We start from the raw sequence: 22,467 nt of genomic DNA, 5'->3' as shown, positions 1-22,467 counted from the left end.
CAGAAACTAGATGGGGTAAAGGATTGAAAAAATGGCGAAAAAAGAAAAAGGAAAAAACAAAAAAGTATCGAAATCTCTTGCCATCACTATGATAGCAGGGATTACCTTTATGCTGCTTTTTGTATATGGAACCGCTGGATTTTTGTTGTTTCAGTATTTCAGCAATGAACATGCAGAAACCGCATCTGTTTCAACAGAAAGAGAAGTTGAGCCGAAACAAGAAGATACGACACCGCCTTTGGAAGAAAAGACGGAAAGCAATAGCCTTCAAGCGCCGGTAGCGGATAGGACCAAGGCATACCAAATCTTAGATGCTCCCATAGAACGAAGCATGGAACAAATAGTAGGAATGAAGGAAGGTGTGGTTAAAATAATAGCGGGAGAAGGTCAAGGATCTGGTGTCTTGATTAGTCAAGAGGGTCATGTGGTCACCAATTTTCATGTCATTGAATCATCTCCCTATATGGCAAAAGCCGAGTTTGAAGCTGTTGGTGGAGTGGTGATAGAAAGAGATTTAATGCTTTTGGGGTATGACCAACAACAGGATTTGGCCGTATTGCAACTGAAAAACAGGGATGAGATGTCTTTAAAACCAATTCCTCTAGGCGCTGCATCTGATGTAAGCCCTGGACAACGGATCGTTACCATTGGAAGCCCTCGTGGATTGATGAATTCTGTTTCGGATGGCATTGTGTCTGGAATTCGAGAAACTGGAGAACAAACATTGATTCAAATAACGGCACCTATTTCTCAAGGAAATTCTGGAGGGGCCTTATTGAATATGAAAGGTGAATTAATTGGATTGACAACCTTTAAAATGGATGAATCTGAGAATCTTAATTTTGCAATTTCCTCCAAGGATATCAAAAGCCTTATTGACAATAATCCGCATTGGATTAACCCATAAGCATACATGGAGAAAATCCTTAATTAAAGCTTGCAAAGTTTTTTAAAAATGATATAATAAGAAAAAATTCAGATAATCATGTGACGAACGGGAGAGTATATTCATTACGAACCTCTCAGCGAACTGGTGATAGTGTGAGTCCAGTAGGCAGTGTGAGTAGAAAAACACCCGGGAGCATCCAACCAAACGGTTACGAAGACGGCCAGTTACAAAGACGCCACTCTTTTAGACTTAGTAGACTTGGACGATTCTCCTCCGATAAAGGGAGTACATATCGAAAGATTTTCTTTCTGTATGAAAAAATAAAGTGAGTCTATTTATTAGACTAATAAGGGTGGCACCGCGGAAAAGATACCCGTCCCTGCTTCAGTAGTATTGCTGAGCAGAGACGGGTTTTTTGTATGGAAAATAAGAAAGGAGAAGGATTATGAAACGAGTTTATGTGAAAGATTTACAAAGCGTACTGGATCAAAAAATACTGGTCAAGGGGTGGATTTATAAAATTCACAATCTGGGGCGAATTGCATTTGTAACTTTGAGAGACAAATCTGGTCTTGTACAATTGGTGTTGGAAGAAGGGGAACTTCAAGGCTTAAGATTGGAAATGGCCTTGGAAGTAGTTGGGGTGGTTTCAGAAAATTCAAAAGCAGTGAATGGATTAGAAATAAAAGTAGAAGAAATAAAAGTCCTAGGGAATGCTTATTATGATAAATTACCATTTCCGGTTAATAAGCAAGAAAATCTACATCTGGAGACACAGCTGAATCACCGATCCATTAGCTTAAGAAATCCTAAAACTCGGGCACCTTTTGCCATACAAGAAGGAATTGTAACGGCTTTTCGAGATTATCTCAAGCAACAACATTTTTCAGAAATTCACACTCCGAAAATTATTTCCTCTGGAACAGAAGGCGGATCGGAAATGTTTACGGTAAAATATTTTGATACCAGAGCATTTTTGGCCCAAAGCCCACAGTTTTATAAGCAGATGATGGTAGGAGCTGGCTTTGAGAGAGTTTTTGAAATTGGTCATGCCTATCGGGCAGAATTGCATAATACCTGGAGGCATTTAAATGAATACGTTAGCTTAGATGTTGAAATGGGGTTTATTGAGGACGAAAACGATATTATGGATCTAGAGGAAGGATTGCTTCGTCATATATTGGATCACTTGAGGAAAACGTGTAGGGAACAGTTGGAAATTCTTGAAGTGGATCTTCCTATCATTGAAAAAATACCAAGAATTGAACTGGAAACTGCCCGAGAGATTCTACGAACCTCTTTTGATAAAAAATCTCCTCCTGGCAACTTGGATGCAGAGGGAGAAATCCTTTTTTCTCAATATGTGAAAGAGAAATATAATAGTGATTTTGTGTTTCTGACTCGGTATCCGGTTAGCAAAAGACCTGTGTATACCATGCCAGTAGAAGAAGATCCAACCTTAACTAAGAGTTTTGACCTTATTTTTAGAGGCCTAGAAATTACTACGGGGGGCCAGCGGATCCATGATTATCAGCAGTTAAAAAGAAATATGGAAGTCTTTGAACTGAATCCGGAAGATTTTGATTTTTATTTAGAGACCTTTCGATACGGGATGCCACCTCATGGAGGCTTAGCCATTGGATTAGAAAGGTTGACCATGAAATTATGTCAACTGGACAATATACGAGAAGCAACATTACTGCCAAGGGATATGAAACGAATCACCCCATAAGGAGGGAGAAGTAATGATGAAACCAGAAGAAGTGAAGTATATTGCGAAACTTGCTAAACTCCATTTGGAGGAAGAGGAAATTCAGCAGTATACCCGTGAGTTTGACCATATTTTAGAGCATTTTGCAGTTATTGCCAGTTATGATGTGGATTCTGTTGAGTTAACCCTTCCAGAAGAAGAACAGAAAACATTGCTACGAAAAGATCATCCAACTCTTTTTGGCCATCAGAAAAAACTTTACCAAAATACCAAAGAGCTAAAAAATGGATTGATTCAGGTTCCTAAAATACTGGAATAGAAATTATGGAAAAAGAGGGTGTTGATAACCATGGAAATGATGAGCATCAAGTCTCAACGTGAAAGATGGATAAAAAAAGAGGTCTCGGCAAGAGAATTGGTAGAGGAAACCTATAAAAAAATTGATGCAACAGAAGAACGAGTGAATGCATATTTGCATTTATGCCAGGAAGAAGCACTGGAGCAGGCAAGACATTTAGATGAAAAAAGAAGTCGAGGGGAAAAAACAGGATTACTGGCGGCTATTCCTATAGCTGTAAAGGATAATATATGTACCGACGGTATTGCAACAACCTGTGCATCGAAAATGTTAGGGGATTTTATTCCTCCATACGATGCAACGGTTGTTCAAAAAATTAAAGAAGCCGATGGCATTATAATTGGAAAAACCAATATGGATGAATTTGCTATGGGTTCTTCGACGGAAAACTCCGCCTTCAAGGCAACCTCCAACCCTTGGGATTTGGATCGAGTTCCAGGTGGTTCTTCTGGCGGGTCCGCAGCTGCTGTGGCTTCGGAAACAGTTGCCCTAGCCCTGGGATCCGACACAGGTGGATCCATTCGTCAGCCGGCAGCTTTTTGTGGAGTCGTAGGATTGAAGCCTACCTATGGAAGTATTTCTCGTTCAGGGTTAGTGGCCTTTGCTTCTTCCTTGGATCAAATAGGACCCTTCACTAGAAATGTAGAAGACTGTGCGTTAGCATTGGATGTGCTGACAGGATTTGATGCTATGGACGCTACCAGTGTGGCGGCCCATCATACAGGGTCTTTTGCAGATGGATTGGAAAAAAGTCTAAAAGGGTTAAAAATAGCTTTGCCAGAAGAATATCAGCAAGAAGGTTTAGACAAGGAAATATACCAGACATTGAATAGAACGGTGAAGGAGCTTCAAGCGTTAGGAGCAGAGGTGGAGACGGTTTCATTACCATTCTCTGCGGCAGGATTATCCGCCTACTATCTTATTTCATCAGCGGAAGCAAGTTCAAACTTGGCCAGATTTGATGGCGTGCGTTATGGGTACCGACCCAAAGAGTTTGATACTTTGGAAGAGTTGATGGTGAACAGCCGGTCTGAAGGTTTCGGGAAAGAAGTGAAGAGACGAATTATGCTCGGTACCTATGCATTGTCTTCTGGTTACTATGATGCCTATTATCAGAGAGCTCAGAAATTACGAAAGAAAATAAGAGGGCAATTTGAAGATTTATTTCAAGGATATGATGCAGTGCTGGGTCCGGTTTCTCCTATTCTACCATTCCCAAAAGGGGAAAAAATAATGGATCCACTAGCCATGTACTTAGCGGATATCTATACGGTGGATGTGAACTTGGCAGAGCTGCCTGCTATTTCAATGCCCTGTGGATTCAGTGAAAATCGCCTTCCTATAGGAATGCAGTTGATAGGCAAACATTTTGGCGAAAGTACCTTGCTGCGGATGGCCTATCAGTTGGAAAAAAGCTTGAACTTAGATATTAGAAATAGCCTTGGGAAGGAGGCGTTGAAATGAATTGGGAAACGATTATAGGATTAGAAGTTCACGTAGAATTGGATACAAAAACAAAGATATTTTGTCATTGTCCCACTACCTTTGGTTCTCCGCCAAATCAAAATACCTGCCCCGTTTGCATTGGCCTTCCTGGAACCTTGCCAGTGTTAAATGAAGCCGTAGTGGAAATGGCGGTGAAAGCTGGGTTGGCTCTAAATTGTTCAATTCAACAAAACAATAAAATGGATCGAAAAAATTATTTTTATCCAGACTTGCCCAAAGCATATCAGATCTCCCAGTATGATCTTCCGATTTGTACTGGTGGATATGTAGAGATTGAGAGTGGCGGAGAACGGAAAACGATTAGAGTCCATCGAATTCACATAGAAGAAGATGCCGGAAAGTTACTGCACGACGAAGAAGAACCAGTTTCTTTTATTGATTATAATCGGGTAGGGGTTCCTTTGGTAGAAATTGTTTCCGAAGCAGATATGCGTTCGCCAGAAGAAGCGGTAGCCTATTTAAGGGCGGTTCGATCTATTTTACAATATGCAGGCGTTTCAGATTGTCGAATGGAGCAAGGATCCCTTCGATGCGATGGAAATATTTCTGTGAGGCCTTATGGACAAGAGGCCTTTAATCCAAAAGTAGAGCTGAAAAATATTAACTCTTTTAAAGAGTTGCAAAAAGCCTTGGAGAAGGAGGAAAAGCGGCAGTTAGAGCTGTATAGTTTTAACGAAGGTCATAAAGTGGTTCAAGAAACTCGTCGATGGGATGCGGCAAAAGGAAAAACTATTTCGATGAGAACCAAAGAAGATGCCCATGATTACCGCTACTTTCCAGATCCAGACTTGAAACCCATATTTATTCAGGAAGCACTTATTCAACGAGTAGAGAAAGAATTGCCGGAATTGCCAGCGGAGAAGTCCAAACGATTCTTAGAAACCTATGGATTGAGTCAGAAAGAAGTAGAAATACTGGTGAATGAAATGGCCTTGAGTCATTTTTATGAAGAGGTAGTGAAAGCGGGAGCTGACCCTAAAACGTCTGCCAACTGGATTTTAGGGGATTTGCTTCGAGTGATGAAAGAAAAAGAAATGTCAGCAGAAGAGCAACCTCTTAAGCCTGAGGATTTGGTCAGTTTAATCCGTTTTATTGAAAAAGGCAGCATTAGTGTAACTGCAGGGAGAGATGTATTCGATGCCATGGTAGAAACTGGAAAAACACCAGATATCCTTATAGAAGAAAAAGGGCTTCAGCAAATAAGTGGAGAAGGTGAATTGGAATTAACCATACAAGGGGTTATGGAAGAGAATCCTTCCTCAGTAGAAGATTTCAAAAATGGAAAAAAACAGGCCATTGGGTTTCTCATGGGTCAAGTAATGAAAGCAACCAAAGGCCAGGCAAATCCACAAGTGGCAAAGACACTGCTGGAAAAAGCATTGAAAGCATAATCCTCTATGAAACTAGACATTGCAATACCTCGGTTATTCCTTTACAATGGAAGTTAGGATTGGGTTTAAATGGGATAGTGAGGATAAAGGATGAAAAATAAAAGGCCTCGAACAGAAAAACAACTTCAAAAGAAACAAAAATGGTCGGATGTTTTTCGACGAATTTTTCTAACAGTGGTGCTGGTAATGCTTATTCTTTTTGGAGCGGTTACCGGCACCACTATTGCCATTGTTCACAGTATTGTCTCTGATCTGGAAGCGATTCATACGGACAACTTATATCAACTGTTGGATGAAAGTTCCTTCATTTATTATCCGAACAATAATGATTGGGAAGTCTTGGAAAAAGTTGAGACCCCAATGTATCGAGAAATCATTTCCTATGAAGAAATACCAAAGCTGGTTCAAAACGCTTTTATTGCCATTGAAGATGAGCGATTTTGGGATCATCCTGGCATTGATATCCGAAGGATCTTGGGAGCTGGCTGGACCAACTATCGAACAGGTAGTCGTCAAGGCGCCAGCACCATTAACCAACAATTGGCTAAAATGTTATTTCTGACCCACGAGCAAACCTATACTAGAAAAATTCAGGATATGTATTATGGGATTCAGTTAAATCAAAACCTTGAAAAGGAAAAAATACTAGAGACTTATCTGAATACTATTTACTTAGGAGCTGGTGCTTATGGGGTTCAGGCGGCGGCACAAGTTTATTTTTCTAAAGATGTTGAGCAACTAACCTTGGCAGAAGTAGCCTTGCTAGCAGGTATTCCCAGAAATCCTAGTCGATACGCACCTATTAAAACCGTTAAGGCATCTCAAGTGATGGATGAAACAAGGATTCTGAAGGTGCTGGACGAAAACTATGTGATGCTGATGCAGCCGGAAGCAAAAAACCGACAGCAGCTGGTACTTGGAAAAATGCATGAATTAGGGTGGATCAGTACAGAGGCCTACCATGAAGCCATCGATAAAACCTTAGTAGATTTGTTGAAACCAGGAAGATTGCAAGATGGAGAAGAAATAGGTTCTTATTTTGCAGATTTAGTGAGACAGGATGTGCTGACAGTCCTTCAGGATAGGGGTTATAGCCTAGAAGAGGCCCGGCATTTTTTTTATGCCGGCGGGTTGCATATTTATAGCACATTAGATATGGAGATACAGCAAATCATTGAAGCTACCTTTGATGATCCAGACGCTTTTCCTGAAACCATGAGAGATGCAGAAGGCCATGTCCTTCGAGATCTTCATGGAAACATTCAACCTCAAAGTGCTTTTGTGGTCATGGATCATAAGACAGGCGCTATTCGTGGCATTTCAGGTGGGAGGATGGTGACCGGAAGAAATATGCTGAATCGAGCCTTGGTGCCAAGGCAGCCAGGATCGGCTATTAAGCCATTGGCGGTCTATCTTCCAGCTATAGATAAGGGCAAGACAGCTGCCTCTCTTATCCATGACGCACCAGTGTACTTGGATCCAGCGAATCCCAATAGGCCTTGGCCTCGCAATTGGTATCGACAAGGATATTTTGGTCATATTACTTTGCGGGAAGCCCTTCAATGGTCTAGCAATGTAGCGACGGTGAAATTATTGCATGAAATTGGTGGAAGTCGGCAAGGTGCTTTTGATATCATGTTTGAATATTTGGAACGGAGTGGAATCACTTCTATCATAAGTCGAAAGGAACCCTATGTGGATCAGGATGGAGCTTCCTATCATGATGAGACCTTTTCTACTGCTCTTGGAGGGATGACCCTAGGAGTTTCTCCTATGGATATGACGGCTGCTTTTAGCGTCATGGCCAATGAAGGGGTTTATGTAGAACCCTATACCTTTACGCATATTAAGGATCGTCAAGGGAATCTTTTGGTAGATAGGAACATCAAAAGAAAGCGGGTGGTAACGCCACAAACTGCCTATATCATGACGGATTTGATGGTGCATAGCATTACCTATGGAACTGGTTCTCAAGCTAAACTAGATCCTCAAAATCAGCGAATACCAGTAGCAGGAAAAACGGGTACTACAACGGATAAAAAAGATGCCTGGTTTGTGGGATATACGCCTTACTACGCCGCCAGTCTTTGGATTGGAAATGATCGACCGGAAGCGTTAACGGAGGGAAGCAGGATGGCAACTGTCCTGTGGCAGAAAATGATGATGGAAATTCATGAAAACTTAGAACCTAAAGGATATACAAGGCCCAAAGATATTGTTGAAAAAACGATTTGTAGTACTTCTGGTTTTCTGGCGAATCGCCACTGTGGAAGCACTAGGCAAGAGATTTTCATCATGGGAACAGAACCAGATCAGTATTGTTCTGTTCATCGGGCACCACCACCAAAGCTGGAACCGGAAGAAGAGGAAGAAGAAACTTCTTCGGAAGAAGCACCATCGGAAGAAGCACCATCAGAAGAACAAGATACTTCCTCATCAGAGGATCATCAAGCATCCAATGCTGTTGAGTGAGGTGTTTTTCATAAAACCTATCCATTTATAGGGATAAGGTGGAAAAAGATGTAGGGTTGGTTTTAGAAACGTTGAGTAAAGAAACCTTGTGCAAAGGAGGAAGTTTATGAAAAAGCTAATTCGAAATATTCGATATGTTTCACCAGAAACTGGAGCCGAGGCAAAGGGAAGTCTTGTTCTTTCAGGGGGGACCATAGAAAGATTTACAGAAGCCTTAGATTTAGAAGGGGCAGAGGTGATTGAAGGCAATGATCAATGGGTGCTACCAGGCTTTATTGATATGCACGTACACTTTCGTGAACCAGGAGGAGAAGAGAAGGAAACCCTAGAAACTGGAAGCAAAGCTGCCTTGGCTGGTGGATATACAACGGTGGTATGTATGCCAAATACACAACCAGTTCCAGACCATGAATCCGCCTTGGAAGACTGGCTTAAGAAGACGGAACATCTTCCTTGTCAGGTACTTTTAATGGCTAGTATCACAAAGGGGTTAGGAGGAACAGAAAAATCAGACTTTAGGCTGTATACGCATCCAAGAGTGGTTGGGGTAACAGACGACGGTCGCCCAGTGTCTTCTTCAAGAATTTTGATAGAGGCCATGAAAGAAGCGAAAGCATCCAACTTACTGGTAGGATTGCACTGCGAAGATGAAAGCTTAATGTTTGATCGAAGTATCAATCAAGGAAGGATATCTGGAAAACTGAATTTGGAGGGGGTCCCTGTTATGGCGGAAACCCTTATGATTCATCGGGACCTTTATCTGTCGGAAATCTTGAATTGTCCGCTTCATATTCAACATGTAAGCGCTGCAGAAAGCGTCAGGTTAATTCGAGAAGCAAAAGCCAAAGGCGTTCCTGTTACCTGCGAAGCGGCACCACATCATTTTTCTCTTACGGAAGAAATGATTCTAACCAGAGGGTCTATGGCTAAAATGAGTCCACCTCTTAGGACGGAAATGGATGTAAAAGCCATACAGCAAGGTCTAAAAGATGGAACCATCGATCTAATTGCTACGGATCATGCGCCACATACAGAATCCGATAAAACCCAAGATTTAATTGCTTCTGCCAATGGAATTGTTGGGCTGGAGACAGCGTTTTCTGTGGGGGTCACGTATTTAATCGATAATGGAGTTTTAGATATACAACAGCTAGTTCAACGGATGAGTACCATTCCAGCCAAAGTGTTAGGCTTGGACCGAAAAGGAGTTTTAAAGCCAGGAATGGATGCGGATCTGGTACTGGTGGACTTGGATCGACGCTGGACGGTGGATTCAGAAGATTTTTTCTCCAAAGGTCGAAACACACCCTATCATGGGATGGGACTTCGGGGAAAAGTGACCACCACCATCCTGGGTGGGGAGATACGCTATCAGGAGAAAAGCTAAGAAAAAAGAAACGTTGTCAAAAAATTCGATATGTGATAAGATGTAGTTAATAAAAAAAGGCAAAACCGTTCGAAAGACGGTGACGCAAAGCCACGAATCTACGTCAGTATAGGCTGATAAGATGGTCGGGTTGCCCCTAAAAACAAGGATGAATTAGGCGACCCGTATGCTATTGTGCGGGTCTTTTTTCTCGGTAAATTTAAGGGCAAGGCGACAACAAAGGGAGGAGCTGGTCAGAATGGTAAAAGTAAAAATTCCATTGGAAGAATGCGACGTGGGGATGGTTTTATCCGAAGATCTTTACAACGATTCTGGACTATTATTGATGAAAAAGGGAACCGTTTTAACAAATGAAAAAATAAAGGTATTGGTACGAAGAGAAGTGACTCAGGTGCCAATAGAGAATGAAAACTGCTAAAGACCCATAAGGGGTCTTTTTTTGCTTTTATAGCGAAAAAAGCGGATGTTTGCTATAATGTATACTATGTCAAGAGAGATCATATTCTTAAGAAGCGGGAGGGAGAAAAATGATTGTTTCTCATGTTCAAGAAGCAGAAAAAAAGAAAATAAACCATCCAGAAGCCAGGGAAGCTTCTATGAAGGCGCTTATATCCCCAGAGGAAGGATGGGAAGGCCATGTTATGAGAGTAGTGGAGTTGAAGCCAGGTGGGCATACCCCACGGCATATCCATCCTTGGCCTCATATTAATTTTATGGTCCATGGTCATGGCACTCTTTTCTTGGAAGGAAAAAAACATGCCGTAAAAGAGGGGTCCTATGCCTATGTGCCGGCAGGTAAGGAACATCAATTCATAAATGAGGGCAGCGAGCCATTTGAATTTATATGCATCGTGCCAGAGGAAGGACATCAGTAAATTGAAAAACTATGAAAAAGCATCTCATATTCAATTAATGGCGACGGCGGCTTTTGGTTTGGAAGCCATTGTAGCTAGGGAGATTAAAGCTCTTGGCTACCAGGTGTTAGAAACTGAAAATGGTCGGGTAACCTTTGAAGGACCACCAGAAGCCATCTGTAGAAGTAATCTTTGGTTAAGAACCGCTGAGCGAGTTCTTTTAAAGGTGGGTGAATTTCAGGCCAACTCCTTTGATGAACTGTTTGAAAAAACAAAAGCATTAGATTGGAGTCGCTGGATTCCCGAGAATGGACGTTTTCCGGTGAATGGAAAATCTGTAAAATCTCAATTAACTAGTGTTCCAGACTGTCAAGCAATTGTAAAGAAAGCAGTGGTGGAGAGCCTGAAGAAACAATATCGGAAAGAGTGGTTTGAAGAAAATCAAGGAGAGTATAAAATAGAAGTGGCCCTGTTGAAAGATAAAGCGACGTTAACCATCGATACAAGTGGAGAAGGGCTTCATAAACGAGGATATCGAAAAAGCACCCATCAGGCTCCATTAAAGGAAACCTTAGCTTCTGCCATGGTGCAATTGAGCTTCTGGAAACCGGAACGAGTATTGATTGATCCATTTTGTGGCTCGGGAACCATTCCTATAGAAGCGGCGATGATTGGAAAAAACCTGGCACCTGGAATGAACCGAGAGTTTGTTTCAGAAGCATGGCCATGGATTCAAGCCAGTGATTGGCAGCAGGCAAGGAAAGAAACCCATGATTTAGCTCGATATGAGGAACCTCTTCAAATACAGGGTTTTGATATTGATGAACGTGGCCTACGTGCAGCAAGGCATTATGCCCAGGAAGCCTTTTTAGATGGAGAGATTCATTTTGAAGCCCGTGACATTAATGAGCTTAGGTCTCGCTATTCTTATGGATGCATCATTACGAATCCCCCTTACGGAGAACGTATGGGCGATGAAGAAGAAGTGAAAAAAATCTATTCGGAACTTGGAAGTGTTCTAGGAAAATTAGAAACATGGTCCAAATATATTTTAACGGCCTATCCGGATTTGGAAGCGGATTTTGGAAAAAAAGCAGATCGAAGAAGAAAGCTATACAATGGAAGAATCATGTGTCAGTTTTATCAATATCAAGGGCCGCGACCACCAAAGAAAAAAGAAGTAGAAGAAACTGGAGAATAAAAGAAAACACCTGAATGCCGAAAAACTGGCGGAGAAGCTTAAGAATTGGCGGTGGTTTTGTGGATAGTTTATTAAATAAAGAAGATATGGAAGCTGTGTTAGATATTTTGGATGAAGGGATTCAAGTGGTAAACTGCCATGGAATCATCGTGTATTGCAACGAGGCAGCGGCAGATCTGGACAGTTTGAAAAAAGAAGAAGTAATAGGAAGTCATATTTTAGATATCTATCCTTCTCTTACAAAAGAAACCAGTACCTTACTGGAAGCCTTAAAAACTGGAAGGGCTATTTATCATTATCAACAAGATTTTTTGAATTACAAAGGAAGCAAGATCACTACCATAAACAGTACAATTCCTCTCAATAAAAATGGAGTTATGGTAGGCGCTTTGGAGTTATCTCGGAATATCACCCAAGTACGAGAATTATCCGAGCGCCTAGTAGACCTACAGGAAAAAATGTATGCTCCAAAAGTTGACACGCAAAAATCTATAAAAGGAACGGCTCGATATAGTTTTGATGATATTATTGGTGAGAGTCCGGAAATAGAAAGTCTGAAACATAAAGCAATGAAAGCGGCTACTACCAATTCTTCGGTGATTGTATACGGGAATACGGGTACAGGGAAAGAGTTAATTGTTCAGGCGATTCATAATGCCAGTGGACGCAGGGAGAATCCGTTTATAGCCCAGAATTGTGCTGCGATTCCAACGACGTTGCTGGAAAGCATCCTTTTTGGGACGGTAAAGGGAAGTTTTACAGGTGCGGATCATCGGCCAGGATTGTTTGAGTTAGCCAACAACGGAACACTGTTTCTAGATGAAATCAACTCAATGCCCATGGAGCTGCAGGCAAAATTGTTAAGAGTTCTAGAAGAAAAGTCCATTCGTCGAGTAGGCGATATAAAAACCATAGAAATCGACGTACGAATAATTGCAGCAATGAATATAGATCCTTTTCAGGCGGTACAGGAAAAGAAGTTGAGGGAGGATTTGTTTTATCGACTTAATGTGGTATCTCTCCGTCTACCGGATTTGATGGAGAGAAAAAAAGATTTTTTTGTGCTGTTAGCATATTTTATGGATAAATTTAATAGAAAGTTAAATAAAAAAGTCTTAGGTGTGAGTGAAGAAGCTCTGTGTTTTTTAGAAAATCATCCTTGGCCAGGAAATGTAAGAGAACTTGAGAATATCATTGAGGGGACCATGAATGTTATGGATGGCCAGTGGATTCGTGTAGAAGATCTGCCGCATTACTTACAAAAAAGAAAGAAAAATAAAAAAGAATTGTTGGCAGAAATCCCAGAAGATGCAAGCTTTTCCTTGAAAAAATTAATGGGTGATATGGAAAAGCAGGTAATCGAAAAAGTATATAATAGGACGGGAAGGAATATTACTAAAACTGCTGAACGTCTTTCTATGCCGAGACAAACCCTTCAATACCGACTAAGCAAATTGGGAATTACAGGGGAAGAGAATAGAAATCAAGGATAACCGCCGAAAAACAGGCGGTTATTTTAGTAGAGAGACTTAGGATGGCCTATGGTGATGGTGGATTTTTAAGCGGGAGAAAAAAACTCATCCAGTGAAAACCCTTGTAATGGAGAGGGTGTATGGAATAGAATGAAGGATGTATCTCTGGTTTTTAGAGGCAACAGAAAAAATGGCATAAACCTTGCAAAGTATTAAGAATATAAGTAAATTCATAATGAATGACACCACCAATATTTTTAAGGAGGAATGATGAGAATGAAAAGAATTGGATGTCCATACGGTACGCATAGGGTAATTGAGCCTAAAGGGGTATTGCCGCAGCCAGCTCAAAAGATTGATAACAGCATGGAGATTTACGACAATGAGATTTTGCTGGATGTTCAAACCTTAAACGTTGACTCTGCCAGCTTTACACAGATAAAAGAGCAGGCAGCAGGAGACTTAGATAAAATTAAAGAGATTATGAAGGGGATTGTGGCGGAAAGAGGAAAACACCATAATCCTGTGACAGGTTCTGGTGGAATGCTGATTGGAACTGTAAAGGAAATTGGCGCTGCCATGAAGGATAAAACAGACTTAAAAGTGGGCGACAAGCTAGCAACCCTTGTATCCCTTTCTTTAACTCCATTAGTAATTGAAGAAATAAATGAAATCCGAAAAGATATCGATCAGGTGGATATTAAAGGACAAGCTGTTTTGTTTGAAAGTGGTATTTACGCTGTATTGCCAAAGGATTTACCAGAAAACTTAGCTTTATCCGTGTTGGATGTTGCTGGAGCACCAGCGCAAACGGCGAAGCTTGTTAAACCAGGAGATACGGTTGTGATTATTGGCGGATACGGAAAATCTGGAATGCTATGCTTGTATGAAGCCAAAAAACGTGCAGGAGTTACTGGAAAAGTCATTTGCGTAGGGCGTCGCAAAGAAGGAATCGATGGTATTAGAGACTTGAACTTGGCAGATGAATACGTGGTAGCTGACTCAACCAATGCTGTAGAATTAATGGAAGCAGTGAAAGAGGTTACGGATGGGGAAATGGCCGACGTGGTAATTAATTGCGTAAACATTGCCAATACAGAAATGGGAAGCATTTTAGCCGCAAAAGATACTGGTTTGATCTATTTCTTTAGCATGGCTACCAGCTTTACCAAAGCAGCATTGGGAGCAGAAGGAATTGGAAGAGATACCACCATGTTGATTGGAAATGGATATACCAAGGGTCATGCGGAGATATCCATGCAAATCATGAGAGAAAGCGATGTTCTTCGTAAAAAATTCGAAGAGCTCTATGCATAAGGAGTAACGCAAGTAAACCCCAGGCGACCCAATACTCATCTCACCTGGGGTTTTTATCTGATAAAAGACAAAGGAGAGAAACCAATCATGCGTGATTATCATGATATAGAACTTTGGAAAGAGGTAACCGAAGATCAATGGAATAGTTGGGAGTGGCAAGTTAAAAATAGGATTGCCACGGTTCAAGAATTGAAAAAAGTAGTGAATCTTAAAGCAGGTGAAGAAGAAGGCATCGAAAAATGCCTGGAAAAACTGAGAATGGGGATTACACCATATTATGCGGCTTTAATGGACCCGGATGATGAGACATGCCCTGTAAGAATGCAAGCAGTTCCCCAGTCTTCTGAGCTTCACCAGGGTGAATCAGATATGGATGATCCACTTCATGAAGACGTGGATTCCCCTGTAGAAGGATTGACCCATCGATACCCAGATCGCGTACTGTTACTCATTACGGATATGTGTTCCATGTATTGCCGCCATTGTACAAGACGTCGTTTTGCGGGACAACAGGACTCGGGATTACCCATGGATCGTATCGATGCAGCCGTAGAGTATATTCGAAAAACGCCTCAAGTTAGAGATGTTCTTCTTTCTGGTGGAGATTGTCTGTTGGTATCGGATGAACGACTGGAAACGATTATCAAGAAATTAAGAGAGATTCCTCATGTAGAAATTATCAGGCTAGGAAGCCGTGCGCCAGTGGTGATGCCGCAGCGTATTACGGATTCTCTTGTTAATATGCTGAAAAAATATCATCCAATTTGGTTGAACACCCACTTTAATCACAGCAAAGAATTGACACCTGAAGCGAGAGAAGCGTTGTCAAAACTTGCAAATGCAGGGATTCCTCTTGGGAATCAAACCGTGCTTTTAAAAGGAATCAACGACTGCATACCAGTGATGAAAGAACTAGTTCATGAATTGGTGAGAGAGAGAGTGCGACCATATTATATTTATCAATGCGATTTGTCTGTAGGGATCGAACATTTTCGAACCACAGTAGCCAAAGGCATTGAAATCATAGAAGGGCTTCGTGGGCATACATCTGGTTATGCGGTTCCAACTTTTGTGGTAGATGCACCAGGAGGTGGGGGAAAAATTCCTGTGATGCCAACGTATATGATATCTCAAGGAGCTGGGAAAGTGGTGTTGAGAAATTACGAAGGAGTGATTTCTACTTATTCCGAACCCATGGATTATCAGCAAAAAGATGTCTGTAAAGTCGATAAAGATCAAAAAGACCAGAAGCTTGGAGGAGTGGCTGGGTTAATCAATGGAGAAAAAACCGCCATTGAACCAGCTGATTTAGAACGTCACCAACGCAATATAAAATGATGTTAAAAGACCTGATTCCTGAAAACTGTCGGCGCATTGCTGTAGTGGGGATGGCTAAGAACGCAGGTAAAACAGTGGTGTTGAATCGCTTGATTTCAGAAATAACCGATTCTGAAGAAGTCATGGGGATTACCTCTACAGGACGTGACGGCGAAGAGCAGGATTTGGTGACCCTGACAGAAAAGCCCAGAATACATGTGCCGGTAGGGACGCTGCTGGGAACCACAGAAGGATGTTTGAAACAAGGGGATGCCAAGGTGGAAATTTTGAAAACCACTGGAGAGAACACTCCTATGGGACAGGTAGTGTTGGTTCGAGTCAGGCAGGCAGGATTCATTCAAATCGCTGGCCCTGATACGAATCAAGGAGTGCTTAGGATAGCCAGAGACTTGGAGGCTCATGGAGCTACTAAAGTGTTGGTAGATGGTGCCATCGACCGAAAATCCAGCGCTTCGCCAGGTGTTACGGATGGATGCATCCTAGCAACCGGAGCTGTGCTGCATCGTGATCCAGAAATGGTTGTGGCAAAGACAAAGCACCAGGCTGAATTGTTTTCCATCCCAGAAACAAAGGATCCTGAAGTAAAGCGTCAATGGAGTCAATTGGTGAAACGTGGTAATGTTGGGGTGGTAGGGCATTGTGGTGAGCTTCGGATGATTCCAGTGAGTTCTGCCATTAATAGTGGAGGAGACCTGGGGAAGTCCTTGAAAAAAGGAGATCGATACTTATTGATCAATGGGAGCCTGACGGATAAAACCTTAAAAGAACTTACGCAGGTAACCTCTTTATACAAAGAAACGCCTATCGTCATGTCGGATGCCACCAAAGTATTTATAACGGAAAAAGAATGGAAAATATGGAAACGTATGGGGATAGAATTGGAAGTTATCCATCCTGTGAAGCTGTTGGCGGTAACCATCAATCCCTTAGCACCAGAAGGCTATGAATTTGACAAGAGGAGTTTCAAGCATAAGATGCAACATGCCCTTGGAGACATACCTGTGGTGGATTCAATGGAGGAAGGTGGACTGGATTGAATTATTTTATGAATCCGGAAACCCCGGAACAAATCGGACTAAATGATTTTTTGACAAAGCTTCCCATTGAAACAGAATATGGACGAATGGAAAAAGAAATGCTCCAACCTGTTGGACAAGAAAACAGGGAGATTTTAGAGCGTTCCTACCAAGAAATCGAGAAAATGATGGAGGAACGTACTCATCATCCTGGGCTCATAAAAGAACTTCGGAAATTGATTCATGGTCAGAAAAATATTCGAAAATCCATGAGAAATGCCATGGATCAACAAGTACTGTCGGATGTTGAGCTCTTCGAGATAAAAATACAGGCATTTGCTATGGAAAGGCTTAATAGGTATCTTGAAAGGCATAAGGCGGTCCTCTTTCCCTCTATTACCCTTTACCCAGTAAAGTGGTTGATAGAGCTTCTGGATCCAGAAGCTACGGGCATCGAGACATTCTATATATACGATGCCTACGACCCCAAGCTAAAAGCATTAAGAAGTAGAAAAGAAAAAATTAAGGAACAGATCTTGGTGGAAGAAAAACAACAAGAGAAACAAATTGTGGAAAGACTTGCATTAAAGCCGCTATGGAACAAAGAAATTCACATTCCTAAAGAGCAGCCGGAAAAGCAGGAAACATTGCAAAGAATGGGGACCTATGTGAAGGCAAACGAAACAAAAAGCCACTGGATCTATGGGCCTGTTAAGCACGAAATGGAAGAAAGCTATAGCGACTTATTGGGAGAGGAAGAAGTTTTGGAGCAAAAAATTCGAAGTCGTTTAAGTCGCTGTATCGGCGAAAAGGCTTTTGAACTCATCCAAAACACAGAAGCCTTAGGTTATTTAGATATTCTATTGGGGAAAGTGTCCCTAGCCATCAAGTATCAATGCTGTAAGCCGGAAATTCTTGAAAAACCATGGCTACGAGTAAGTGGAGGCAGGCATCCAGGCCTAGAGGAAAAACTAAGGAAAGAAGGACTCCATTATACGCCGGTAGATATTCAAGCATCTAGAGGTGTAACGCTGATCACTGGAGCGAATATGGGTGGAAAAACCATGTCGCTTAAAATGATGGCATTGATGGTATCCTTGGCTCAACTTGGTTTCTGGGTGCCAGCGGAAGCCTTTTCCTTTCAACCTATAGAGTTCCTCTATTTTTCCACAGGAGATCAGCAATCCCAAGACCTAGGACTTTCTACTTTTGGAGCGGAAGTCCATGGATTAAACAAAGCCCTGAAAATGGCGGGACGAAATGGGCTGATCTTATTAGACGAATTGGCCAGCGGAACCAATCCCAAAGAAGGATATGGAATTTCCAAGGCAATTGTACATCATCTTAGTCAGCAAAGGGCCATCTCGGTGGTCACTACCCATTATGATGGGATAGGGGACTTGGATGGGATAAGGCATTTGCAAGTTGTTGGATTAAGGGATGGGCTTCAAGAACAAATGAAAAATGAATTGGAAAAGGCAAAGAATCCAGCAGGCGTTTTTGAAAAATACATGGATTATCGATTGAAACCCAAAGACCGTAAGGATCCGGTTCCAAGAGATGCCATTCGGGTAGCCGAATTAATGGGACTTCCAGAAAATATTTTAAAGCAGGCCCGAGGGTATTTAGGGGAAGAAAGCCGGGAGAAGGAGGACTGAAAATGCAAAGCAAGTTGAATTTGGATGTGTCTGTCATTGATGAGGCGAGAAGGGCTTCCAAAGCCGTGGCAGAAGAAGTACAGCCCTTTATTGATGCCCACACCACAGTGAGTGTAGAAAGAACCATTGCTCGTTTGTTAGGCATAGACGGAATTGACGAAGTGGACAGACCACTTCCTAATATTATTGTGAACCATGTAAGAGAGAATGGCGGTTTGAATGAAGGCGTTGCTTACTGGATAGGGAATGCCATGGTTCAAACTGGTAAGGATCCCCAGGAAATAGCAGAAGCAGTGAGTCGTGAGGAAATCGTACTAACAGAAATCCCTGCTCAAAAGCGAGAAGATGTGGTGAAAGCCGTTACAACCAAAGCCGAGGAAATGGTGGAAAGGATTAAAGCCAATCGGAAACAGAGAGAAGAAATGATCGACACCTTAGGGGAAGGAAGAAAACCCCTCCTTTACTTGATTGTTGCCTCCGGCAATATTTATGAAGATGTGGTGCAGGCCCAGGCGGCTGTACGCCAGGGTGCAGATATCATTGCGGTGATCCGAAGTACGGCCCAGAGCTTATTGGACTACGTGCCGTATGGACCTACAACAGAAGGCTTTGGAGGGACTTACGCCACACAGGAAAACTTCCGTATTATGCGTAAGGCGCTTGACGAAGTAGGGGAAAAAGTAGGTCGATACATTCGCCTGTGTAATTATTGTAGTGGGTTGTGTATGCCTGAAATAGCCGCAATGGGGGCCATTGAAAGATTGGATGTAATGCTGAATGATGCTTTGTATGGAATTTTATTCAGAGATATCAACATGAAGAGAACCTTTGTGGATCAGTATTTTTCCAGAATGATTAATGGCTTTGCAGGGATTATCATCAATACAGGAGAAGACAACTACCTGACAACGGCTGATGCGGTAGAAGAAGCACATACCGTGGTGGCTTCCCAGTTTATCAATGAACAATTTGCACTGAAAGCTGGGTTACCCGAAGAACAAATGGCATTAGGCCATGCCTTTGAAATGGATCCAGAAATGACCAATGGATTTTTATTGGAATTGGCACAGGCTCAAATGGCACGAGAAATTTTTCCCAAAGCACCATTGAAATACATGCCTCCAACCAAGTTTATGACCGGAAATATTTTTAAAGGACATATTCAGGATGCTATGTTTAATTTGGCGGCCATCTGGACCCAACAAGGCATTCAGTTACTTGGCATGCTTACGGAAGCCAATCATACCCCGCATCTTCATGATCGTGCTTTATCCATAGAGAATGCCAAATATGTTTTTAATAATTGTAAAGATATAGGCGATGAAATTGAATTTAAGAAGGATGGTATTATCCAACAACGAGCCCAAAAAGTCTTAGGAAATGCAGCTGAGTTACTCGATCAAATTCAGGAAGATGGCATCTTTAGAACCATTGAAGAAGGGAAGTTTGGTGGGGTGAAGCGTTCGCAAAATGGAGGGAAAGGGTTGGATGGTGTCTTTGAAAAAGCCGAAGCATATCTAAATCCATTTATTGACTTGATGTTGGGAGGTGTGGATAATGGCCATTGAAAAAGTGGATCTGGCCAATGTGAAGCCTTATGGAGACACATTGAACGATGGAATGATTCAACTTAGCTTTACGCTTCCTGTGCCATATGGCGAAGAATCAAAAGAAGCAGCACGGCGACTAATGCTGAAAATGGGATTAGAAGAGCCAAGTGTTGTAAATGCCATGGATTTAGGGATTGGTTATACGTATTTCATCGTATATGCAAAAAGCAGTCATACGATTAATTACAATGCGATCAAAGTGCCTAAGGTGGATGTAGATCGTATGTCCAAGGAAGAAGTGGAAGAATTCATTGATAAAAAGATTAAACGAGACGTGGTGATTCTTGGTGCCTGTACGGGTTCGGATGCTCACACCGTTGGCATTGATGCCATTATGAATATGAAGGGCTACCATGGCCATTATGGATTGGAACGATACAAAGGGATTGAAGCCATTAACCTGGGAAGTCAGGTGGAAAACGAAGAACTGATCGCAAAAGCCATTGAACTCAAAGCGGATGCATTGTTGGTTTCGCAGGTGGTGACACAAAAAGACGTTCATATCCAGAATATGACCAATCTTATTGAGCTACTGGAAGCAGAGAACTTGAGAGATAAATTGATTGTAGTCTGTGGAGGGCCACGGATATCTCATGAATTGGCAAAAGAATTGGGGTACGATGCAGGTTTTGGCACCAATACCTATGCAGAGGATGTAGCTGCCTTTGTTATTCATGAAATGCTGGAACGAGATCTAGCCTAAACACGTTACAAGAGACAAGAGAGCTTGTTTTGCATCGAGAAGTAGGAAGATGCAAAACAGGCTTTTTTTCTGCTAGTAGTATGGTACAATAAGAAGGGATTCAGAGATGAAAAGAGGGTAAGCAATGGAAGAAGCCATTATAGACAAGATAAAGAAAACAAAATTAATCAATGCTGGCGATTCCATTTTAGTTGGGTTTTCAGGGGGAGCAGATTCTGTGTGCCTGCTTCATGGCTTGTATAAATTGTCGAAACCTTTGTCCCTGACAATCTATGCAGCGCATTTGAATCACCAATTAAGAGGAATGGATTCCAATGAAGACGCAGCCTTTGCATTGAACTTTGCAAAGGAACGTCAAATTGTCTGTGTGATAAAAAGTGTGGATGTCACCACATATGCAGAAAAACATGGGATGTCCTTGGAAACAGCTGGAAGGGAATGCCGATATCGTTTCTTTGAAGAAGTGGCAGATAAAATAAAAGCAGATAAAATTGCCCTAGGCCATCATTTGAATGATCAGGCAGAAACGCTTCTAATGAACCTTATAAGAGGGGCTGGATTGGATGGATTAGCAGGTATGCCCACATCTCGGGGCAAAATTATTCGTCCACTTATGAAATGCAGTCGAAGAGAAGTAGAAACCTTTTGCGCTGACCACGCCTTGAATTATCGAGAAGATGCTACGAACAAAGAAACAGATTTTTTTCGAAACAAAGTGCGAATTCAATTGATTCCTCAACTCCAAAGCTTTCAGCCTACAGTGCTAGAGTCTATGGCAAAGACAGTGGAGTTGTTGGAACAGGATAAAGCCTATTTTGAGGAAGTGGTCTTCCAAGAGTTTCAGACCCTTGTGTTACAACAAGACGATGATCATGTGGAAATGGAACGAAAAAAGCTGGAAAACTGTTCTCCAGCTATTTTATCTCGAATCCTTCGGAAGGCTTATTACACGATTCAAAAAAGTAATCATACCATGGAATTTCATCCGATTAAAAGAATTATGCAAGGATTAAGAGATGGAAAGATCGATAAAACCTATCAATTGCCTGGGAAAATATCGGTTGTTTTAGGGAAGGAATCCGTATGTTTTGCAAAGGAATCCTATGGACTTTCCCGCCTAGATCCTTTCCAAAAGTATGGTGAGAGGAAATCGATACCCTTAAAAATACCAGGGGTTACTAATTTGCCATGGGAAAATGGGAATATTCTTTGTGAAGTGATCAATTCTCAAAAGCCACCAAAGATATCGAATAACCCATTATGTCAAGTTTTTGATCGTCATCGATTGCCGTCCAATCTGGTGGTGCGAAATCGGCGAGACGGAGACTGGATAAGGCCATTGGGCATGGAGGGTAGCAAAAAACTAAAAGACTTTTTTATAGACAATAAGATTCCTGTGGAAGAAAGAGATCGCATCTTTCTTCTGGCTCATGATCAGGAAATTCTGTGGATTATCGGCTATCGAATGAGTGAAGAGGTGAAAGTATCGAAAAAAACAAGAAAAGTGGTCAGGATGCATTATCGTCCAAACAAAGAGAAAGAGAGCTTTGAATAGCTTTTTACAGGTTGTCTATCATTATGTTG

18 protein-coding genes, 1 riboswitch and 1 other annotated feature are annotated in these 22,467 nt (G+C 41.7%); all 18 genes read left to right on the top strand.

Annotated features, from left to right (window positions below; translation table 11 throughout):
* The first annotated feature begins 31 nt into the window (after positions 1–31).
* Positions 32–907 carry a S1C family serine protease gene (locus ACZ47N_RS04160; protein ID WP_464887875.1) on the top strand — a complete coding sequence of 292 codons (876 nt, stop codon included), beginning with the start codon at positions 32–34 and terminating at the stop codon, positions 905–907.
* 74 nt (positions 908–981) lie between these two features.
* Positions 982–1,273 (top strand) — a binding site (T-box leader).
* Between the two features lie 61 nt (positions 1,274–1,334).
* Positions 1,335–2,621 carry an aspartate--tRNA(Asn) ligase gene (gene aspS / locus ACZ47N_RS04155; RefSeq protein WP_464887874.1) on the top strand — a complete coding sequence of 429 codons (1,287 nt, stop codon included), beginning with the start codon at positions 1,335–1,337 and terminating at the stop codon, positions 2,619–2,621.
* A gap of 13 nt (positions 2,622–2,634) precedes the next feature.
* Positions 2,635–2,919 (top strand): Asp-tRNA(Asn)/Glu-tRNA(Gln) amidotransferase subunit GatC, encoded by a 285-nt coding sequence (gatC, locus tag ACZ47N_RS04150; RefSeq protein ID WP_464887873.1) that lies wholly within the window; start codon positions 2,635–2,637, stop codon positions 2,917–2,919.
* Positions 2,920–2,949: 30 nt separating this feature from the next.
* Positions 2,950–4,422, top strand: a complete 1,473-nt coding sequence (gatA, locus tag ACZ47N_RS04145) for an Asp-tRNA(Asn)/Glu-tRNA(Gln) amidotransferase subunit GatA (RefSeq protein ID WP_464887872.1) — start codon at positions 2,950–2,952, stop codon at positions 4,420–4,422.
* The gene (gatB, locus tag ACZ47N_RS04140; RefSeq protein ID WP_464887871.1) at positions 4,419–5,855 is read left to right on the top strand and encodes an Asp-tRNA(Asn)/Glu-tRNA(Gln) amidotransferase subunit GatB; all 1,437 of its coding nucleotides are present in this window, start codon (positions 4,419–4,421) and stop codon (positions 5,853–5,855) included. Before gatA ends, gatB begins: the two co-directional genes overlap by 4 nt.
* Before the next feature lie 90 nt (positions 5,856–5,945).
* Complete coding sequence (locus tag ACZ47N_RS04135; protein WP_464887870.1) at positions 5,946–8,327, top strand: transglycosylase domain-containing protein; 2,382 nt, start codon at positions 5,946–5,948, stop codon at positions 8,325–8,327.
* Between the two features lie 106 nt (positions 8,328–8,433).
* Positions 8,434–9,714, top strand: coding sequence for a dihydroorotase (locus ACZ47N_RS04130; RefSeq protein ID WP_464887869.1), 1,281 nt, complete (start codon positions 8,434–8,436; stop codon positions 9,712–9,714).
* A 48-nt stretch (positions 9,715–9,762) separates the two neighbouring features.
* Positions 9,763–9,852, top strand: a riboswitch (cyclic di-GMP riboswitch).
* A gap of 100 nt (positions 9,853–9,952) precedes the next feature.
* The gene (locus ACZ47N_RS04125; protein ID WP_464887868.1) at positions 9,953–10,132 is read left to right on the top strand and encodes a hypothetical protein; all 180 of its coding nucleotides are present in this window, start codon (positions 9,953–9,955) and stop codon (positions 10,130–10,132) included.
* Positions 10,133–10,241: 109 nt separating this feature from the next.
* The gene (locus ACZ47N_RS04120) at positions 10,242–10,589 is read left to right on the top strand and encodes a cupin domain-containing protein (protein ID WP_464887867.1); all 348 of its coding nucleotides are present in this window, start codon (positions 10,242–10,244) and stop codon (positions 10,587–10,589) included.
* Between the two features lies 1 nt (position 10,590).
* Positions 10,591–11,769 (top strand): THUMP domain-containing class I SAM-dependent RNA methyltransferase, encoded by a 1,179-nt coding sequence (locus ACZ47N_RS04115; RefSeq protein ID WP_464887866.1) that lies wholly within the window; start codon positions 10,591–10,593, stop codon positions 11,767–11,769.
* Positions 11,770–11,783: 14 nt separating this feature from the next.
* Positions 11,784–13,262 carry a sigma-54 interaction domain-containing protein gene (locus tag ACZ47N_RS04110; RefSeq protein ID WP_464887865.1) on the top strand — a complete coding sequence of 493 codons (1,479 nt, stop codon included), beginning with the start codon at positions 11,784–11,786 and terminating at the stop codon, positions 13,260–13,262.
* 255 nt (positions 13,263–13,517) lie between these two features.
* Positions 13,518–14,558 (top strand): L-erythro-3,5-diaminohexanoate dehydrogenase, encoded by a 1,041-nt coding sequence (gene kdd, locus ACZ47N_RS04105; protein WP_464887864.1) that lies wholly within the window; start codon positions 13,518–13,520, stop codon positions 14,556–14,558.
* Between the two features lie 87 nt (positions 14,559–14,645).
* Positions 14,646–15,896 (top strand): lysine 2,3-aminomutase, encoded by a 1,251-nt coding sequence (kamA, locus tag ACZ47N_RS04100; protein WP_464887863.1) that lies wholly within the window; start codon positions 14,646–14,648, stop codon positions 15,894–15,896.
* Positions 15,896–16,933, top strand: coding sequence for a lysine 5,6-aminomutase reactivase subunit KamB (gene kamB, locus ACZ47N_RS04095; RefSeq protein ID WP_464887862.1), 1,038 nt, complete (start codon positions 15,896–15,898; stop codon positions 16,931–16,933). Before kamA ends, kamB begins: the two co-directional genes overlap by 1 nt.
* On the top strand, positions 16,930–18,570 hold the full coding sequence (gene kamC, locus ACZ47N_RS04090; RefSeq protein WP_464887861.1) for a lysine 5,6-aminomutase reactivase ATPase KamC: 1,641 nt from the start codon (positions 16,930–16,932) through the stop codon (positions 18,568–18,570). Before kamB ends, kamC begins: the two co-directional genes overlap by 4 nt.
* 2 nt (positions 18,571–18,572) lie before the next feature.
* On the top strand, positions 18,573–20,138 hold the full coding sequence (gene kamD / locus ACZ47N_RS04085; RefSeq protein WP_464887860.1) for a lysine 5,6-aminomutase subunit alpha: 1,566 nt from the start codon (positions 18,573–18,575) through the stop codon (positions 20,136–20,138).
* On the top strand, positions 20,128–20,883 hold the full coding sequence (gene kamE / locus ACZ47N_RS04080) for a lysine 5,6-aminomutase subunit beta (protein WP_464887859.1): 756 nt from the start codon (positions 20,128–20,130) through the stop codon (positions 20,881–20,883). Before kamD ends, kamE begins: the two co-directional genes overlap by 11 nt.
* A gap of 124 nt (positions 20,884–21,007) precedes the next feature.
* Positions 21,008–22,438 (top strand): tRNA lysidine(34) synthetase TilS, encoded by a 1,431-nt coding sequence (gene tilS, locus ACZ47N_RS04075; protein WP_464887858.1) that lies wholly within the window; start codon positions 21,008–21,010, stop codon positions 22,436–22,438.
* The last annotated feature ends 29 nt before the right edge of the window (positions 22,439–22,467 follow it).

It is taken from the genome of Tindallia texcoconensis (genome assembly GCF_055383815.1).
This window is presented reverse-complemented; position numbering and strand designations above follow the sequence as displayed.